The organism is Streptomyces sp. NPDC015220, assembly GCF_043079345.1.
Lineage (GTDB): Bacteria > Actinomycetota > Actinomycetes > Streptomycetales > Streptomycetaceae > Streptomyces.
Genome location: NZ_JBIBUK010000001.1, coordinates 768,078 through 786,595, shown reverse-complemented (window position 1 = coordinate 786,595; position 18,518 = coordinate 768,078). Strand labels below are relative to the sequence as shown.

13 protein-coding genes and 2 tRNA genes are annotated in these 18,518 nt (G+C 71.0%); 10 read left to right on the top strand and 5 right to left on the bottom strand.

What is annotated here, in order from left to right; all coding sequences use genetic code 11:
* Positions 1-38: 38 nt before the first annotated feature.
* Positions 39-1,514: an amino acid permease gene (locus ACF061_RS03750; RefSeq protein ID WP_392265148.1), complete on the bottom strand. Its 1,476-nt coding sequence runs from the start codon at positions 1,512-1,514 to the stop codon at positions 39-41.
* Between the two features lie 216 nt (positions 1,515-1,730).
* Between ACF061_RS03750 and ACF061_RS03745 the strand changes: the two genes are divergently transcribed.
* The gene (locus ACF061_RS03745; protein ID WP_392265147.1) at positions 1,731-2,216 is read left to right on the top strand and encodes a ribose-5-phosphate isomerase; all 486 of its coding nucleotides are present in this window, start codon (positions 1,731-1,733) and stop codon (positions 2,214-2,216) included.
* A 118-nt stretch (positions 2,217-2,334) separates the two neighbouring features.
* Positions 2,335-3,144, top strand: coding sequence for an Fpg/Nei family DNA glycosylase (locus ACF061_RS03740; protein WP_392265146.1), 810 nt, complete (start codon positions 2,335-2,337; stop codon positions 3,142-3,144).
* Positions 3,145-3,373: 229 nt separating this feature from the next.
* Here the strand turns inward: ACF061_RS03740 and ACF061_RS03735 are convergent, their stop codons facing one another.
* Positions 3,374-4,612: a GNAT family N-acetyltransferase gene (locus ACF061_RS03735; RefSeq protein WP_392265145.1), complete on the bottom strand. Its 1,239-nt coding sequence runs from the start codon at positions 4,610-4,612 to the stop codon at positions 3,374-3,376.
* Between the two features lie 160 nt (positions 4,613-4,772).
* On the opposite strand from ACF061_RS03735, the gene ACF061_RS03730 reads away from it, so the two are divergent.
* Positions 4,773-5,948, top strand: coding sequence for a PP2C family protein-serine/threonine phosphatase (locus tag ACF061_RS03730; RefSeq protein WP_392265144.1), 1,176 nt, complete (start codon positions 4,773-4,775; stop codon positions 5,946-5,948).
* A 297-nt stretch (positions 5,949-6,245) separates the two neighbouring features.
* Here ACF061_RS03730 and ACF061_RS03725 read toward each other — a convergent pair whose 3' ends face one another.
* Positions 6,246-7,445 carry an acyltransferase family protein gene (locus ACF061_RS03725; protein WP_392265143.1) on the bottom strand — a complete coding sequence of 400 codons (1,200 nt, stop codon included), beginning with the start codon at positions 7,443-7,445 and terminating at the stop codon, positions 6,246-6,248.
* Positions 7,446-7,930: 485 nt separating this feature from the next.
* Between ACF061_RS03725 and ACF061_RS03720 the strand changes: the two genes are divergently transcribed.
* A complete protein-coding gene (locus tag ACF061_RS03720) occupies positions 7,931-8,125 on the top strand; it encodes a hypothetical protein (RefSeq protein WP_392265142.1) in 195 nt (64 codons plus the stop codon).
* A 727-nt stretch (positions 8,126-8,852) separates the two neighbouring features.
* Here ACF061_RS03720 and ACF061_RS03715 read toward each other — a convergent pair.
* Positions 8,853-8,923, bottom strand: a tRNA-Gly gene (locus ACF061_RS03715).
* Positions 8,924-9,734: 811 nt separating this feature from the next.
* Between ACF061_RS03715 and ACF061_RS03710 the strand changes: the two genes are divergently transcribed.
* The 5 genes from ACF061_RS03710 to clpX all read left to right on the top strand — a co-directional run bounded on the left by ACF061_RS03710 (position 9,735) and on the right by clpX (position 14,561).
* Positions 9,735-9,811, top strand: a tRNA-Pro gene (locus tag ACF061_RS03710).
* Positions 9,812-10,001: 190 nt separating this feature from the next.
* On the top strand, positions 10,002-11,387 hold the full coding sequence (gene tig / locus ACF061_RS03705; RefSeq protein ID WP_392265141.1) for a trigger factor: 1,386 nt from the start codon (positions 10,002-10,004) through the stop codon (positions 11,385-11,387).
* Positions 11,388-11,656: 269 nt separating this feature from the next.
* Positions 11,657-12,274 carry an ATP-dependent Clp protease proteolytic subunit gene (locus ACF061_RS03700; RefSeq protein ID WP_392265140.1) on the top strand — a complete coding sequence of 206 codons (618 nt, stop codon included), beginning with the start codon at positions 11,657-11,659 and terminating at the stop codon, positions 12,272-12,274.
* A 151-nt stretch (positions 12,275-12,425) separates the two neighbouring features.
* On the top strand, positions 12,426-13,106 hold the full coding sequence (locus tag ACF061_RS03695; RefSeq protein WP_392265139.1) for an ATP-dependent Clp protease proteolytic subunit: 681 nt from the start codon (positions 12,426-12,428) through the stop codon (positions 13,104-13,106).
* 168 nt (positions 13,107-13,274) lie between these two features.
* Complete coding sequence (clpX, locus tag ACF061_RS03690) at positions 13,275-14,561, top strand: ATP-dependent Clp protease ATP-binding subunit ClpX (RefSeq protein WP_392265138.1); 1,287 nt, start codon at positions 13,275-13,277, stop codon at positions 14,559-14,561.
* A 79-nt stretch (positions 14,562-14,640) separates the two neighbouring features.
* Here the strand turns inward: clpX and ACF061_RS03685 are convergent, their stop codons facing one another.
* Positions 14,641-15,654: a hypothetical protein gene (locus ACF061_RS03685; protein ID WP_392265137.1), complete on the bottom strand. Its 1,014-nt coding sequence runs from the start codon at positions 15,652-15,654 to the stop codon at positions 14,641-14,643.
* Between the two features lie 136 nt (positions 15,655-15,790).
* Between ACF061_RS03685 and ACF061_RS03680 the strand changes: the two genes are divergently transcribed.
* Complete coding sequence (locus tag ACF061_RS03680) at positions 15,791-18,415, top strand: valine--tRNA ligase (RefSeq protein ID WP_392265136.1); 2,625 nt, start codon at positions 15,791-15,793, stop codon at positions 18,413-18,415.
* The last annotated feature ends 103 nt before the right edge of the window (positions 18,416-18,518 follow it).

The following is an 18,518-nucleotide window of genomic DNA, read 5'->3' as shown; positions in this document are numbered from 1 at the left end:
TCCCCCGCGTTTCGGCGGGTCCGGCGGACCGGCGGGCATCAGCCGGCGGTGACCTCCTCGGCCCCGGCGGGCTCACCGGCCGCCGCGCGGTGGCCGCCGATCCGCTGCTTGACGAAGGCGATCACCAGGACGACCGCCGCCACCAGCAGCGACAGCAGCACCGTGGTGCGCCCGCTGCTCTCGCCCTCGGTGTCGGTCAGCATGTAGCCGAGGACGAAGACGATCAGCGCGGCCGCCGCCCAGGTCAGGTACGGGTACAGCCACATCTTCACGACCAGCTTCTCCGGCGCCTCGCGCTGGATGATCCGGCGCATGCGCAGCTGCGAGAAGCAGATCACCAGCCACACGAACAGGGCGACCGCGCCGGAGGAGTTGACGAGGAAGAGGAAGACGGTGTCCGGGAACTTGTAGTTGAAGAACACCGCCACGAACCCGAAGGCCACGGAGACGAGGATCGCGGTCAGCGGCACTCCGCGGCCGGTGGTCCGGGCGAACGCCTTGGGCGCGTCACCGCGGTCGCCGAGCGAGAAGGCCATCCGGGAGGCGGTGTAGAGGCCGGAGTTGAGGCAGGACAGCACCGAGGTCAGCACGATGAAGTTCATGATCTGACCGGTGTGCGCGATGCCGAGGGAGTCGAGGGCCGCGACGTAGGAGCCCTTGTCGGTGATCGACTTGTCGTCCCAGGGGATCAGGGAGACGACGATGAGGATCGAGCCCAGGTAGAAGACTCCGATGCGCCAGATGATGCTGTTGGTCGCCTTGGTGACCGCGCGCTGCGGGTCCTCGGACTCGCCCGCGGCGAGGGTGGCGATCTCGCTGCCCATGAAGGAGAAGACGACGAGCAGCACACCGGTGAGGATGGACCCGGGACCGTGCGGCAGGAATCCGCCGTGGCCGGTGAGGTTGCCGAAGGACGCCTGGTCGGCGTGGACGCCGGGCAGCACGCCGAAGACCGCCAGCAGGCCGACGACGATGAACGCGGCGATCGCGACGACCTTGATCCCGGCGAACCAGAACTCGAACTCGCCGTAGGAGCCGACCGAGACCAGGTTGGTGGCGGTCAGCACCAGCATGACGATGAGGGCCCAGCCCCACTGCGGGACGGCAGGCACCCAGTCGGAGAGGATCGCGGCGCCGGCGGTGGACTCCACGGCCAGCACGACGACCCAGAAGAACCAGTAGAGCCAGCCGATGGAGAACCCGGCCCAGCTGCCGAGCGCGCGGTCGGCGTGCGCGGAGAAGGAGCCGGAGGTCGGGTTGGCGGCGGACATCTCGCCGAGCATGCGCATCACGAGGACGACGAGCGTGCCGACGAGGGCGTAGGACAGCAGGATGCCGGGGCCGGCGGTGGCTATACCGGCACTGGAGCCGACGAAAAGGCCGGCGCCGATGACGCCGCCAATGGCGATCATCGTCAAATGGCGGTTCTTGAGACCGGCCTTGAGCCCTGAACCGTGTCCGTCGGGGCTTGTGTGGCCGCTTCCAGCCTTCGGCAGGGTCGACTGCGAGGTCATGGACGGTTTTCCTTTACGCCGGGTGAGCGAGTTCCCGCACGAGCGGTGTACGAGTCGGTCCAGTGAATCCGAGGCAAAGGAATTCGTGAACCTCTGAAATGCGATTGTTACTTGAGGTTCCCTTGCGGTCTGTAGCTTGCCTCACATTCATTGAGGGAGTGTGCTAAGTCACCACCCGCCGCGTCTGCCCCCGATCCGCCGTGACACACTCGGAGCATGCGCGTGTATCTCGGCTCCGACCATGCGGGCTTCGAACTCAAGAACCACCTCGTCGAGTGGCTCAAGACGGCGGGACACGAGCCCGTCGACTGCGGGCCCCACATCTACGACGCCCAGGACGACTACCCGCCCTTCTGCCTGCGCGCCGCGGAGCGCGCGGCCGGCGACCCGGACTCCCTCGGCGTCGTGATCGGCGGCTCCGGCAACGGCGAGCAGATCGCGGCGAACAAGGTCAAGGGCGTCCGGGCGGCCCTCGCCTGGAGCGAGGAGACCGCCTCCCTCGGCCGCCAGCACAACAACGCGAACGTCGTCGCGGTGGGGGCGCGCATGCACACGACGGAGGAGGCGACGAAGTTCGTCGAGACCTTCCTCAACACCCCCTTCTCCGGTGACGAGCGCCACATCCGCCGCATCGACATGCTGTCCGCCTACGAGACGACGGGCGACCTCCCGCCCATTCCGGCGCACCACCCGCAGCAGTAGGACGCCCCCGTCCCAGCGCCCCCGCCGGACCCGCGGTCCGCGGGGGCGCCGGTCCGGCGGCGACACCGGAGGGCCGGCCCCCGCCGGGGCCCCGGGCCGCAGGAAAGGACACCGCACCGTGCCGGAAGGGCACACCATCCACCGGCTGGCGCACGACTACGCCGCCCGCTTCACCGGCACGGCCACCCGGGTGACCAGCCCCCAGGGCAAGTTCTCCGACGCCGCCGACCTCCTCACCGGAGCGGAGCTCACCCGCACCGAGGCCCACGGCAAGCACCTCTTCCTCCGCTTCCGTGCCGACGACTGGGTCCACATCCACCTGGGCCTCTTCGGCAAGGTCACCTTCGGCGACGCCCCCGCGCCCCCGCCCACGGACACCGTCCGCCTCCGCCTCGCCAACGCCACCTCGTACGTCGACCTCCGGGGCCCCACCACCTGCGCCCTGATCACCGACGCCGAGAAGCAGGCCGTGCACGACCGCCTCGGCCCCGACCCCCTGCGTCCCGACGCCGACCCGGCCGCCGCCTACGCCCGCGTACGCCGCAGCCGCACGACGATCGCCGCACTCCTGATGGACCAGAAGGTCATCGCGGGCGTCGGCAACGTCTACCGGGCCGAGGTCCTCTTCCGGCACGGCATCGACCCGTACCGCCCCGGCAAGGACGTCACCCCGGCCGAGTGGGACGCCGTCTGGACCGACCTCGTGGCGCTCATGCGCGACGGCGTCCTGGCGGGCCGCATCGACACCGTCCGCCCCGAGCACACCCCCGAGGCGATGGGCCGCCCGCCCCGCGTCGACGACCACGGCGGCGAGGTCTACGTCTACCGCCGGACGGCCATGCCCTGCCACGTCTGCGGCACCGGGATCCGGACCGCCGGCCTGGCCGCCCGCAACCTCTTCTGGTGCCCCGCCTGCCAGCGGACCTGACGCCGCGCGCCGACCGGGCCGACCCGGCCGGGCGGCCCGGTCGGCGGCACGCAAGCCGCCCGGCACCCATGCCGGCGACCCGGTCACCAGGGCCGCGACGAGCGCCGAGGCAGGCGACGTCCACCCCGTCGCGACGCCCGGCACGCCTCCCCCTGAGCTCTTCGAGCAGGCCCCCCGAAGCACGCACCGGGCGCCGCTCCCCACCGGGCGGAAGTCGCCTGCCGCGGCGCTAGAAGCCGTGCGGCAGCCAGGGCGCCACCGCCGACCCGAATCCCACCGACGCCTCCGCCAGCGCCCCGGGCCGTAGCTCCCGCACCCGCCCGGCCGCCGCCAGCGCCGTCAACGGCACACCGCCGAGGTACGCGGCCGCCAGCTCCCGCACGGACAGCGCCAGATCGGCCGGGTCCCGCGTCCGCTCGCAGGACGCCCCCTTCGCGTCCCCGGTCAGCCGCCACCGCCCGGCGTTCCACGGACAGAACGCGTCCTCCACCTCCAGGGCCACGTCCACCGGCCCCTGGTACGTCCGCGCGGCCAGCGCCGCCCCGACGTCGACCAGCCGCACGTACATGCCGTCCCGCAGCCGGGGCCGGCACCGCCGGATGTCCGACACCAGGTACTGCCAGGCGTCGTCGACCGGCCGGTTCCGCACGGTCAGCGTCGTCATCAGGTCGATGCCGAACAGGAACCGCCACAGCGCCGCCTGCGCCGCGGGATCGAGCGCGGCCAGATCCTCCAGCACCACCGTGCCGTCGTGCCCGCCCTCGCCCCAGCCGAGCCTGGTCCGGAACCGCGCGTACCCGACGACCTCGCCGTCCCGCTCGGCGACCACGCACTGCAGCGCCGACGCGCCGTCCCGTTCGCCCTCCGGGTCGACCAGCCCCTGACGCTCCCAGCCCGGCTGCCGGGCCAGCATCCCCGGCCGCTCGGGCACCAGCCGCGCGTACACCGCCTCGCAGGCCGTCAGCACCTCGCCGGGCGCCGCGTACCGCAGCCCCACGTCGTCGGCGCCGGCCGGGACCGACAGCCCCGCCCGGCCCGTGTCGATCTCGGCGGAGAGCTGGAAGGTCGCCGCGCCGTACCCGAACCGGCCGTAGATCGCGGGCTCGGAGGCGGTCAGCAGCGCCAGCGGCTCGCCCCAGGAGCGCACGTCGTCCAACTGCCGCCGCATCATCGACGTCAGCACCCCGCGCCGCCGGTGCGTGGCGGCCACGCTGACCATCGTCACGCCCGCCGCGGGCACCAGGGCGCCGCCGGGCACGGTCATCCGGAAGCCGAAGGCCCCCGCCGTCCCCACGCACTCGTCCCCGTCCCAGGCCCCCAGCGAACGGTCGAACTCGGTCAGGGAGCGGTCCAGCTCCCGCTCCTCCGGTGCGACCGTGCCGCCGAAGGCACGGACCAGACAGTCGAACCAGGTGTCCCACTCGTCCCGCCGCAGCACCCGCGTACCGGTCGAAAGATCAGTCGCCATCCGCCATGCCTACCAGGGCGGCAGAGGGCGGGCGAACGAATTTCCCCCCGGCCCGGGGCGGCCGGGACCGTCGGAGTCCCCTGCGAAGTCCGGCCCGGACGGGGGATAAGTCGGACCTCCCGTGCCAAGCGGCGGGTCCGATGGATAGGGTCCCGAACTAATGGCAGCAGGACGAGAGCGGCGCGCGGAAGCCGAGACGTTCACGGCCCGGTTGAGGAAGCAGTGGCACCGGGCCCGAGTCGGCGTGCGCAGAGCCGCCGTCGACTACTTCCGCGGCGACGGCTCGGACTGGATCGCGCTCGGTGGTCTGCTGCTGACCATCCCGCTGATCGCGGCCCTGACTCTCGTCGACTCCGTGTGGTTCTCGCCGGTCGCGCTCGTACTGCCCATCGTCGCCGGCGGCCTGCTGCTGCGCCCGGCGAGCCTGCTCGGTCTGTACGCGGCGGCGGCCACGGCCCTGATCGTGGAGTCGGTGCGCCTCGGCCCGTACACCGAGGGCCCCTCGCGGGTGACTCCCGGCGTGGTGCTGGTGGTCGCGGCGTGCGGTTTCTTCGGGCTGCTGATCGCCCAGTTCCGCAGCCGGGTCGGCGTGCCCTGGCGGCGCGGCGGCACCATGCTGTTCGACCTGCGCGAACGCATCCGGGTGCAGAGCAAGCTGCCGCAGCTGCCCGGCGGCTGGCACCGCGAGATGGCGCTGCGTCCGGCCGGCGGCCAGTCCTTCTCCGGCGACTTCGTGGTCGCGGCCCGCACCAACGGGGACCGCACCCTGGAGGTCGTCCTCACCGACGTGTCCGGCAAGGGGATGGACGCCGGCTCCCGGGCGCTGCTGCTGTCCGGCGCGTTCGGCGGACTGCTGGGCAGCCTGCCCCCGCACGCCTTCCTGCCGGCCGCCAACGGCTATCTGCTGCGCCAGGACTGGGAGGAGGGCTTCGCCACCTCCATCCACCTGGTCCTCGACCTGGACTCCGGCGACTACGAGTTGTACTCCGCCGGGCATCCGCCCGGCCTCCAGCTCAGCGCGGGCACCGGCCGGTGGGAGGAGAAGGCGGCCGAGGGCCCGCTCCTCGGGGTGTACGACGGCGCGCAGTTCGACCCCGTCAAGGGCTCCCTGCGCCCGGGCGACGTCCTGATGCTGTTCACCGACGGCCTGGTGGAGACCTCCGACCGGGACATCGCCGAAGGCATCGACCGGCTCACCGGCGAGGCCGACCGCTATGTCGCCGGAGGCTTCCACGGCGCCGCCTGGCACCTGATCGAGGCCGTGGCCAAGGACGTCAACGACGACCGCGCGCTGCTGCTGATCTGCCGCGAGGGCCCGACCGCCGCCGTCCGCTGAGCCCCCCAACCGGCCCGGCCACGACCCGGCACACGCCCCACTGAGCCGGCCCGACCGGTCCCGCCGGCCCGCCCGCCGCACCCTGACCGGCTCGGGCCCGCTGAAGTCCGACCCGGCCGGCGTGCGGCCCGCCGAAGCCGACGCCGCCCGACCCGGCCGGCTCGGGGCCCGCTGAAGTGAGGGCCGCCCGACCCGGCCGGTGTGCTGCCCACCGAGCGGGGCCGTCCGGCCCCGGACGGACATGAGCCGTACTCGGGCCGGACGGCGGACGGGACCGGGCGGTTCGGCGGGCGGCTCTCAGCCGACCGGAGCCGCCGCCCGCGCCGTCTCGTGCACCGCGCCGCGGCCCGGCGCGGGCTTGCCGCGTTCACCGGCCGCCGGGACGGCGTCCCGGCTGAAGGCCCACTCCATCCTCGGCTCCATGGCGAACCGGAAGGCGCGCCGCACCGGCCCGGTGCACAGCAGGGTGACGCCGGCCGCCGCGAGGACGGTGACGAGGAGCGCGCCGAGCGGGCGGTGCAGCCAGGCCGCGTCGAACCAGCCCGCGTACACGGCGCCCTTCACCACGAAGCCGTGCAGCAGATAACCGCAGAGGGTGCCCGTGCCGAGCCCCGTGAACCAGGTCCGCCGGCCCGGCACCCAGGCGAAGAAGCAGGCGCTCAGCAGCAGCGCGCCGGCGAACATCACCAGCACCATGACCGGCCCGGCCCACCAGGGAGCGCCCAGGTCCTGCGCGGCGCTCTGCCGGTAGACCCACGCGGAGTCCGCACGCGGCACGGCCCACCAGGCGAGGGCCAGCGCCCCCGCGAACACCGGCACCGCCGCGATCCGCACCGAGCGGCGCCGCACCAGCCGGAAGTGGGCCGGCTCCAGGCACAGGCCCAGCACGAAGCAGGGCAGGAACTGCAGGACGCGCTGGAGTTCCAGCTGGTCGCCCATCCCGGGGGTGACGGACGCGAGCATGGCGACGCCGAGGGCGACGGGCAGCGGCCGGCGCACCAGCTTCCACAAGGGCGCGGTCAGACGCCAGACGAACAGGGCGCACAGGAACCAGGTCAGGTACCAGGGGGAGAGAAGACTGATGTCGTGGTCGTCGGAGTGGCCGACGTGGATGCGGAAGAGCGAATAGGCCGTCTCGAAGATGACGTACGGGACGGCGACACCGGTGATCAGCCGCTTCAGCCGGTCGGGGCGGCTGTCGAAATTCCGGGAGAAGAAGCCGGAGACGATGATGAATGCCGGCATGTGGAAGGTGTACACGACGTCGTACGCCGCTTCGAGCGTCCGGTTTCCGTCCTTGATCGCCGACCAGGAATGCCCCAGGGCCACCAGCACGATCGCCAGGTACTTGGCATTGTCGAAGAACGCGTCGCGTTGTTTGCCGGGGCGTCCGGAGCTCTCCGGAGATCTGCGCGGACCGGGCACTTCGGGGGACGGTGACTGCGCCGGGGGAAGCGGTGTCCTGTTCTGGCCGGGGGACGAGGCAGCGTGGAACATTCGAGGCACCCTAGCGTTGTCGGCGGAATCGCGCGGAACTCCGGACGACGGTTCCGCTCATCCGCGGTGGCTACCCCGAATTTGACGATCGATATGTGACCGTCGGGTGACGGTCGACACATCGCCGGTACCGCGCGCGCACATCATCCGCGCCCTCGATGTCCGGACACGTCACGACGAGTTGTCCCGTGACACCCCGTCCGCCGAGGCGATTCGGAAAATCTGCGAACATGGTGTGTGGACCTGGAAACGAAATCGCCGAATCGGCTGACGAGTTCGAGCCGGACGAGCCTCGAATTCCCCTGCGGCACAGGCCTGGAGCGGGATCCGGACCCTGGGGAGGGTGATGTCCGTGCCCACCTGCCTGGTCGATGATGCGTCAGCGACCGCATAGGTGGGCCGTGTTGGTGGCACGATGGTTCCAGCGGGGTCGCGGGGCTGGTTCCCGGGCCGGGAGAGCGGACCGACCGAGGGTGTGATCAGTTGTGGCCATTTCACTGTCAGTGGTGCTGCTGTTGGCGATCATCCTGGTGGTGTTGCTCCGAGGAGGGTCCATCAAGGCCGGACCGGCCGTGGTCGCCGTGCTCTTCGGTTTCTTCCTCGCCTCCACCGGCATGGCCCCGTCGCTCAACCGCTTCCTGAACTCGATAGCGGAGACGATCAACTCGATCCACTTCTGACGGGCCGGGCCCCGGCCCGCACCGGGCACACCGGAGCACCCCCGACCCCGGCCGTGCGGCCATGCGCCGGCCCTCGACGGCGAACGACCGGGGCCGGGCGGAGGAAGCGCCCTCCGCCCGGCCCTGAGCCGTACGGGGCGGGCGACGGGGATCGAACCCGCGCAGCCGGTTCGGAAGATCGCGTACGTGGATGTGGCCCGAGTCGGCAGGACGCCGACCTACGCGTTGCGTGGTGTTCCCTGCCGTTCCCCGTCAGCAGCCGCCCCGTCGGGCACGTCAGGCGCCCGACTTCTCCCTGGAACGTCGGGGTTCAGCAAGATCAGCCTGGTGCGACCAAGCGGAAGTCACTTCTGATCACGCCGTGCACCGCGGGCTCGACCCGGCACCTGTAACGGCAGCCGATCAGGTCCGTCCCCCGATCCCCGGCCGGCCCGCCAGGCCGGCCGCGTGAGCCTTGAACGATCGGGAGGGATCCCCAACCGGTTCGTAGTGGGCGATGGCCCCACGCAGCCCGGTCACCACATACTCGACCCGCTCACCCGCGTTCGGACCCGTGGCTTCGTCCCGGGGATTCACGAAGACAGGCTAGCGACGGTGCAGCGCACGGGCATGGTCGCCTTTTCCGTTCCAGGGGCACGCGGAGGGCGCGACGGGCTGATCGCGGCTTCTGGAAACACTCGGGGCCAGGCGGAGGAAGCAACCTCCGACCTGGCCCCGAGTGATTCGGAGCGGGCGACGGGAATCGAACCCGCGTAGCCAGTTTGGAAGACTGGGGCTCTACCATTGAGCTACGCCCGCACACAACGCGCGCCGCTGGTCGGGTGACCGCGGCACACAAGGCATCGTAGCGGGTCGTACGCCGTGGCCGCACACCCCCTTCGGACACGCCGCCCCGAACCCGGTGCGCGGATCGCTCGCGCGCACCCGCCTCGCACGGCTCCGCGGCACCCTCGCCCACCTCCCGGGCGCCCCCTCCGGCATCCGCGTCGCCCCGTCCCGCCTCGCGGAAGTCCCTGGGACCCCTCCGCCGCCAGCCGCTCGGGAGCCCCCGTGACCTCCGTGCCGCCCGCGCCCGCCCCTCGGGAGCCCCCACTGCCCCACGGCCCCGGTGACGCGGCGAGCCAGGCCGGCGCCCCGCGCCGCGGTGGCCGCGGGGGCCCGCGCCGCTCGTGCGTGCCGCGCTCGCTCCGGACGCCCCGTGGCCGCCGCGACCGCCGACGCGTGACCGGTATGCCGTGCGGGAACCCGGTGGCAGGCGTCGGCAGCCCGTACGGGCGTCCAAAGGCGGGTGTCCGCTGATCGTTCGGCGCGTCGTCCGTGCGGTTCGCTGGTGCGGCGGTCGTACGGCTCCGGCGACGGCCTCGGAGTCCGACGTACGGCATCGCAGTGCGGTGGACGGCATGCGCGGACGGCATCGGCGGACGGCGGACGGGCGCGGCGGTGGGTTCGCGCCACGCGGGTGCCGCTCGCGGGTCACCCGCGCGGCGGGCCGGGCGCGACCCGCGTGCGTGCCGGGTCGGGCGGGGGCGCGAGGGCCGTGCGCCGGTGACGCTCGGAAAATGGGGCGGTCGCACTGGCTGTGGGCATGTACCCTACGTGTCGCACCAGACGGGGTGTGGCGCAGCTTGGTAGCGCGTCCGCTTTGGGAGCGGAAGGCCGTGGGTTCAAATCCCGCCACCCCGACCACCAGCCGGCCGCCGGTCGGCGCTTCTCGCGTGATCGCCTTTTGGGGCGCTGACCGGCTCCGGTTACTATGCAAGCTGCGCGCCCGTGTGTCCGGTCCTGCTGGACCTACGAACTCCTCCGGGCGGCTAAATCCGCCGGACCTGTCTGGCTCCGGCAGAAACCAAGAAGTCAGCCACAAGGAGACCGAACCGTGAAGAGCGCCGTGGAGACCCTGAACCCGACTCGGGTTCGGCTCACTGTCGAGGTGCCCTTCGAGGAGCTCAAGGACAGCCTCGACGCGGCGTACAAGAAGATCAACCAGCAGGTCACGGTGAAGGGCTTCCGCAAGGGCAAGATCCCGGCCCGGGTCATCGACCAGCGGTTCGGCCGCGGTGCGGTTCTGGAGGAGGCCGTCAACGACGCCCTCCCGAAGTTCTACACCGACGCGGTCAACGAGGCGGAGCTGAACCCGCTGGGCCAGCCCGACGTCGACATCACCGAGCTGAAGGACGGCGAGACGCTGAACTTCACCGCCGAGGTGGACGTCCGCCCGACCATCGAGATCCCGGACTACTCCGGCATCGAGGTCGAGGTCGACGCCGTCGAGGTGACCGACGAGGACGTCGAGAAGGCGGTCGAGCAGCTGCGCGAGCGCTTCGCCTCCACCTCCCCGGTCGAGCGTGCCGCCGAGGACGGCGACGTCGTCACCATCGACCTGGAGGCCAAGGTCGAGGGCGAGGTCCTGGAGGACGGCATCGCCAACGGCGTCTCCTACACCATCGGCTCCGGTGAGCTGCTGGACGGCATCGACGACGCCGTGAAGGGCCTGGAGGCCGGTGGCGAGGCCACCTTCACCTCCGAGCTCAAGGGCGGCTCGGCGGCCGGCAAGGAGGCCGAGGTCACCGTCAAGGTCAGCCAGGTCGCCGCCCGCGAACTGCCCGAGCTGGACGACGACTTCGCGCAGCTCGCCTCCGAGTTCGACACCCTCGAGGAGCTGCGGGCGGACAGCCGCAAGCGCCTGGCGAACATGAAGCAGTACGACCAGGCCACGCAGGCCCAGGAGCGCGTCCTGGACAAGCTGCTCGAGCTGGTCGAGGTCCCGGTCCCCGAGAAGCTGCTCGAGGACGAGATCAACACCCGCAAGCACAACCTGGAGCACCACCAGCTCGGGCAGATGGGCCTCACCCTCGACAAGTACCTGGAGATCCAGGGCAAGACCGCCGAGGAGTTCGACACCGAGACCCGCGAGGCCGCGGTCAAGGGCATCAAGACCCAGTTCGTCCTCGACGAGCTGGTCAACAAGGAGAAGCTGGGCGTCGACCAGGAGGAGCTCACCGAGCACCTCATGCGCCGCGCCGCCTCCTCCGGCATGTCCCCCGACCAGTTCGCCCAGGCCGTCGTGCAGCAGAACCAGGTTCCGCTGCTGGTCGGCGAAGTCGCCCGCGGCAAGGCGCTGGCCGTCGTGGTCGAGGCCGCGACCGTGAAGGACACCAACGGCGAGATCGTCGACCTGGACGACGAGGACGAGGACGAGGCCACCGAGGCCGCGACCGCGGACGCCGCCGAGGGCGAGGGCGAGGAGAAGGCCGAGGCCTGATCCTCCCGCGCGTCGCCCGGGACGTACGTACGATGGGCCCTGGGGCACTGCTCCCCAGGGCCCGTCGCCGTACCCGGCCACCGTCCGCCGAAGGCCCGGCGCTACGCCCCCGGCGAACACTCCCCTCAGCGGGATTGCCCGAAGGGACCTGCGCGTTAGGGTCCATGAATACGAGGGCAGGGGAGTCCCCGAAAACCCCGGGACGGCCCCACGCCCCGGCAGAACACGTAAGACGGCCCGGCGCCGTCGTAAGACGAGCAGGTGGATACGTGACGAATCTGAAGCCTTCCGCCGCCGGCGAGCCTTCCATCGGTGGCGGCCTCGGCGACCAGGTCTACAACCGGCTGCTCAACGAGCGGATCATCTTCCTCGGTCAGCCGGTCGACGACGACATCGCCAACAAGATCACCGCACAGCTGCTGCTCCTTGCCGCCGACCCGGACAAGGACATCTACCTGTACATCAACAGCCCCGGCGGCTCGATCACGGCCGGCATGGCGATCTACGACACCATGCAGTACATCAAGAACGACGTGGTGACGATCGCCATGGGCCTCGCCGCCTCGATGGGCCAGTTCCTGCTCAGCGCGGGCACCCCCGGCAAGCGCTTCGCCCTGCCGAACGCCGAGATCCTGATCCACCAGCCGTCCGCCGGCCTCGCGGGCTCGGCCTCGGACATCAAGATCCACGCCGAGCGGCTGCTGCACACCAAGAGGCGGATGGCCGAGCTCACCGCGCAGCACACCGGCCAGTCGTTCGAGCAGATCACCCACGACTCGGACCGCGACCGTTGGTTCGACGCGTACGAGGCCAAGGACTACGGCCTCATCGACGACGTCATCACCTCGGCCGCCGGCATGCCGGGTGGCGGTGGCACCGGGGCCTGAGCCGCTCCCACGGGCCCCAGGGCCCCCTGAGCCGCGCTCGCGGAGCCGCCCGGCCACCGACGGACCGGGCGGGCCCCGCCGGCCGCCCCGGAGCCCCGTGAAGCCCAGCCAGCCCCTCAGCCGACCGCCCAGCCCCTTTCCAGGAGACATCGTGAACGACTTCCCCGGCAGCGGCCTCTACGACCGTGCGCGCGCCGAGTACACCGGCCCCGTGGCCGAGTCCCGCTACGTCATCCCGCGCTTCGTCGAGCGCACCTCCCAGGGCATCCGCGAGTACGACCCGTACGCGAAGCTCTTCGAGGAGCGGGTGATCTTCCTCGGCGTCCAGATCGACGACGCCTCGGCCAACGACGTCATGGCCCAGCTTCTGTGCCTGGAGTCGATGGACCCCGACCGGGACATCTCGGTCTACATCAACAGCCCCGGCGGTTCCTTCACGGCGCTGACGGCCATCTACGACACGATGCAGTTCGTCAAGCCCGACATCCAGACGGTGTGCATGGGACAGGCGGCCTCCGCCGCCGCGGTCCTGCTCGCCGCCGGCACGCCGGGCAAGCGCATGGCGCTGCCGAACGCGCGCGTGCTGATCCACCAGCCGTACAGCGAGACCGGCCGCGGCCAGGTCTCCGACCTGGAGATCGCCGCCAACGAGATCCTGCGGATGCGCTCGCAGCTGGAGGAGATGCTGGCCAAGCACTCCACCACGCCGGTCGAGAAGATCCGTGAGGACATCGAGCGCGACAAGATCCTCACGGCCGAGGAGGCCCTGTCGTACGGGCTGATCGACCAGATCGTCTCCACCCGGAAGATGAACAACGCCGCCGTCCGCTGACGCGGACACCGGACCCGCCCGCCGCCCTTTGGCACGGTCACGTCGAAGTGAACCGCGCCAAGGGGGGCCCGGACGGGGGGCCCGGCAAGGTACCGTCGACATAAGGCAGCACCAGGAGCCGCTGGACCAACGCGTCCAGGCGTCTCCCAGGCGAAGGGGAAGCACACCGTGGCACGCATCGGTGACGGCGGCGATCTGCTCAAGTGCTCGTTCTGCGGCAAGAGCCAGAAGCAGGTCAAGAAGCTCATCGCAGGGCCCGGTGTGTACATCTGCGACGAGTGCATCGATCTCTGCAACGAGATCATCGAGGAAGAGCTCGCGGAGACCAGCGAGGTGCGCTGGGAGGAACTGCCCAAGCCCCGTGAGATCTACGAGTTCCTGGACGGCTACGTCGTCGGCCAGGAGCCGGCCAAGAAGGCGCTCTCCGTCGCGGTGTACAACCACTACAAGCGGGTCCAGGCCGGGGAGAACGGCGGCGGCCAGGGCCGCGAGGACGCCATCGAGCTGGCCAAGTCCAACATCCTGCTCCTCGGGCCCACCGGCTCCGGCAAGACCCTGCTGGCCCAGACCCTGGCCCGCATGCTGAACGTCCCGTTCGCCATCGCCGACGCCACGGCGCTGACCGAGGCCGGCTACGTGGGCGAGGACGTCGAGAACATCCTCCTGAAGCTGATCCAGGCGGCCGACTACGACGTCAAGAAGGCCGAGACCGGGATCATCTACATCGACGAGATCGACAAGGTCGCCCGGAAGAGCGAAAACCCGTCGATCACCCGCGACGTGTCGGGCGAGGGTGTGCAGCAGGCCCTGCTGAAGATCCTCGAGGGGACCACGGCCTCGGTTCCGCCGCAGGGCGGCCGCAAGCACCCGCACCAGGAGTTCATCCAGATCGACACGACGAACGTCCTGTTCATCGTGGGCGGCGCCTTCTCCGGTCTGGAGAAGATCATCGAGGGCCGGGCGGGCGCCAAGGGCATCGGCTTCGGCGCGACGATCCGCTCCAAGCGGGAGCTGGAGGCCAAGGACCAGTTCGAGGACGTCATGCCCGAGGACCTGGTCAAGTTCGGCATGATCCCCGAGTTCATCGGCCGCCTCCCGGTGATCACCAGCGTCCACAACCTCGACCGCGAGGCCCTGCTCAAGATCCTGGTCGAGCCGCGCAACGCCCTGGTGAAGCAGTACCAGCGCCTGTTCGAACTCGACGGCGTGGAGCTGGACTTCGAGCGCGGGGCGCTGGAGGCCATCGCCGACCAGGCCATCCTCCGCCAGACCGGCGCACGCGGACTGCGCGCCATCATGGAGGAGGTCCTGATGTCGGTGATGTACGAGGTGCCGTCCCGCAAGGACGTCGCCAGGGTCGTCATCTCCGCCGACGTCGTCCACTCCAACGTCAACCCGACCCTGATCCCGCGCGACGCGCGCGGCCGGGGACCGGGGGAGCAGAAGACGGCGTAGCTGCCCGTCGCACGGATGGGGAAGGGGCCCCGGTCGACCGACCGGGGCCCCTTCGCCGTGTGGTCCGACGTACGTCGTGTCACATCTTGACGCGGACGTCCGTGCGCAGCTTCGCCGCGACGCCGGCGGCGTCGTCGAGGGAGAGGCCGCCCCCCGTCGCCATCTGGGCCAGGTTCATCGACAGCACGTAGGCGACCGTGCTGTGGTCCGCCCAGATGCACATGGGCATGCTCATGGTCTTCGGCGTGCCCGCCGTGGCCTTGTCGTTGGTGATCTTGGCGTTCTGGCACTTCATGATGCCGTTGTCGAAGCCGGCCGGCGTCATCTTCTGCGGGCTGCCCTCCAGCTCGCCCTTGGCGCCGTCGCTGCCCTTGTCCTTCTGCGACTCGCTCTTCAGCTTGGCGAACATCGCGTCGACGACCTTCTCCGGGTCGTCGATCGTGCCGTAGACACCGCTGAAGGTCAGCATCTTCTGCGTCAGCCCGGTACCGGAGGTGTAACCGGCGCTGACCTCCTTGGGGCTCTTCACGCCCCACTTCTCGGCGTCCTTGAGGTCGTCGTCGGTCATGCCGTCCGAGGCGTCGTCCTGGGACTTCTTGTACTCCCCGCCGAGCACCGTCGCGGGCGTGATCAGCTTGTGCGGGCCGTCGTCGGCGACCGAACCGCTGCCGCCGCCCCCGCCGATCACGAAGTACGCGGCCACGCCTATCGCCGCCACGACCGCCACCACGCCGATGATCAGGGCCGTCTTCTTCTTGCCGCCGGACGGGGCCGGGGGCTGCGGGACGGTGCCGTAGGGCGGCTGCTGGCCGTACTCGGGCTGCTGGCCGTACGGCTGCTGCTGGCCGTAGGGGTTGGGCTGGGGCGGCACACCCTGCGGGGGCTGCTGGGGGTAGCCGTAGCCGGGCTGCGCGGGCGGCGTCTGCTGGGGGTAGCCGTAGCCGGGCTGCGCGGGCGGCGTCTGCTGGGGGTAGCCGTAGCCGGGCTGCGCGGGCGGCGCCTGCGGCGGCTGCTGGCCGTAGGGACCCGGCTGGCCGTACGGTCCGGGCTGCTGTGGCTGCCCGCCGTACGGGCCCGGCTGGTTGTAGCTCATTACTGGGTTCCCCCTCAGATGCTTATGTGTTCCTGACATCCTGGCGCAGCGGGGGGCGGCCCACCGCATCGGGGTGCGCACCGTTACACAACAAATGCGGTTCGGGACAGCGCCGTGACGCCTCTAAACTGAGCGCGTGACCGAGAACGCTCAGCAGCAGCCACCAGCGCCCGACACCGAACTGCCGACCCAGTACGCGCCGGCCGACGTAGAGGGGCCGCTGTACGAGCGCTGGGTGGAGCGGGGCTACTTCGAGGCGGACGCGAAGAGCGACAAGCCGCCGTTCACCGTCGTCATCCCGCCGCCGAACGTCACCGGCTCGCTCCACCTGGGGCACGCCTTCGAGCACACGCTCATCGACGCCCTCACCCGCCGCAAGCGCATGCAGGGCCACGAGACGCTGTGGCAGCCCGGCATGGACCACGCCGGCATCGCCACCCAGAACGTGGTCGAGCGCGAACTGGGCAAGGAGGGCAAGTCCCGGCACGACCTGGGCCGCGAGGCCTTCGTCGACCGCGTCTGGCAGTGGAAGGCCGAGTCCGGCGGGCAGATCAGCGGCCAGATGCGCCGCCTCGGCGACGGCGTCGCCTGGTCCCGTGAGCGCTTCACCATGGACGAGGGCCTCTCGCAGGCCGTCCAGACCATCTTCAAGCGGCTCTACGACGACGGGCTGATCTACCGCGCCGAGCGCATCATCAACTGGTGCCCGCGCTGCCTCACCGCGATCTCCGACATCGAGGTCGAGTACCAGGACGACGACGGCGAGCTCGTCTCGATGAAGTACGGCGAGGGCGACGAGACCATCGTGGTCGCCACCACCCGTGCCGAGACCATGCTCGGTGACACCGCGGTCGCCGTCCACCCCGAGGACGAGCGCTACCGGCACCTGATCGGCAAGCTGGTCAAGCTGCCGCTGACGGACCGCTCCATCCCCGTCGTCGCCGACGAGCACGTCGACCCGGAGTTCGGCACCGGCGCCGTCAAGGTCACCCCCGCCCACGACCCGAACGACTTCGAGATCGGCCGGCGCCACGACCTGCCCGCCATCACCGTGATGGACGAGCACGCCGTCATCACCGTGCACGGCCCCTTCCAGGGCCTGGACCGTTTCGAGGCCCGCTCCGCGATCGTCGCCGCGCTGCGCGCCGAGGGCCGGATCGTCGCCGAGAAGCGCCCCTACGTCCACTCCGTCGGCCACTGCTCGCGCTGCAAGACCACCATCGAGCCGCGCCTGTCCATGCAGTGGTGGGTCAAGGTCGGCCCGCTGGCCAAGGCCGCCGGTGACGCGGTGCGTGAGGGCAAGGTCAAGATCCATCCGCAGGAGATGGAGAAGCGGTACTTCGACTGGGTCGACAACCTGCTCGACTGGTGCATCTCGCGCCAGCTCTGGTGGGGCCACCGGATCCCGGTGTGGTACGGCCCGGACGGCGAGGTCGTCTGCGTCGGACCGGACGAGGAGCCGCCGACCGGCGAGGGCTGGCACCAGGACACGGACGTCCTCGACACCTGGTTCTCCTCCGGCCTGTGGCCGTTCTCCACCCTCGGCTGGCCCGAGCAGACCGAGTCGCTCGCGAAGTTCTACCCGAACTCCGTCCTGGTCACCGGCTACGACATCCTCTTCTTCTGGGTCGCCCGGATGATGATGTTCGGCCTGTACGCGATGGACGGCACCCCGCCGTTCCACACCATCGCCCTGCACGGCATGGTCCGCGACCAGTTCGGCAAGAAGATGTCGAAGTCCTTCGGCAACGCGGTCAACCCGCTGGACTGGATGGACAAGTACGGCTCCGACGCCCTGCGCTTCACCCTCGCCCGCGGCGCCAACCCGGGCGTGGACGTGCCGATCGGCGAGGACTGGGTCCAGGGCTCGCGCAACTTCGCCAACAAGATCTGGAACGCCACCCGTTTCGCGCTGATGAACGGCGCGACGGTGGACGGCCCGCTGCCCGAGCCGTCGGCGATGTCCGCCACCGACCGGTGGATCCTGTCCCGGCTGAACTCGGTCGTCGCCGAGGTCGACGCCTACTACGACGACTTCCAGTTCGCCAAGCTGTCGGACGCCCTGTTCCACTTCGCCTGGGACGAGGTCTTCGACTGGTACGTCGAGCTGTCCAAGACCACCTTCCAGGCGGGCGGCGAGGCCGCGGAGGTCGCCAAGCGGGTCCTCGGCGAGGTCCTGGACGTCACCCTGAAGCTGCTGCACCCCGTCGTCCCGTTCGTGACGGAGACGCTGTGGACCACCCTCACGGGCGGCGAGTCGGTCGTCATCGCCGAGTGGCCGGCCGACAGCGGCTTCCGGGACGCGGCGGCCGAGCGGGAGATCGAGACGCTGCAGTCGCTGGTCACCGAGGTGCGGCGGTTCCGTGCCGACCAGGGGCTCCAGCCGGGCCAGCGGGTGCCGGCCCGACTCGCCCTGGAAGGCTCGGCGCTGGCCCCGCACGAGGCGGCCATCCGCCAGCTGCTGAGGCTCCAGCCCGAGGGCGAGGCCTTCACGGCGACGGCGACGCTGCCGGTCGCGGGCGTCGAGGTCGCGCTGGACCTGTCCGGGGCGATCGACGTCGCCGCGGAGCGCAAGCGGCTGGCGAAGGACCTGGCCGCCGCCGAGAAGGAGAAGGCGCAGGCGAACGCCAAGCTCGGGAACGAGGCGTTCCTGGCGAAGGCGCCCGACCCGGTGGTGGAGAAGATCCGTACGCGGCTGACCAAGGCCGAGGAGGACATCGCGCGGATCGCGGCGCAGCTGGAGCGGTTGCCGCAGGCGTAGGCGCGCGGGCCCGTACGTCGCCGAAGACCCCCCGAGCCGCAGGGCCCGGGGGGTCTTCGGCCGCCCGCGGGCCGGCGTCTTCGGCCGCCCGCGGGCCGGCGGG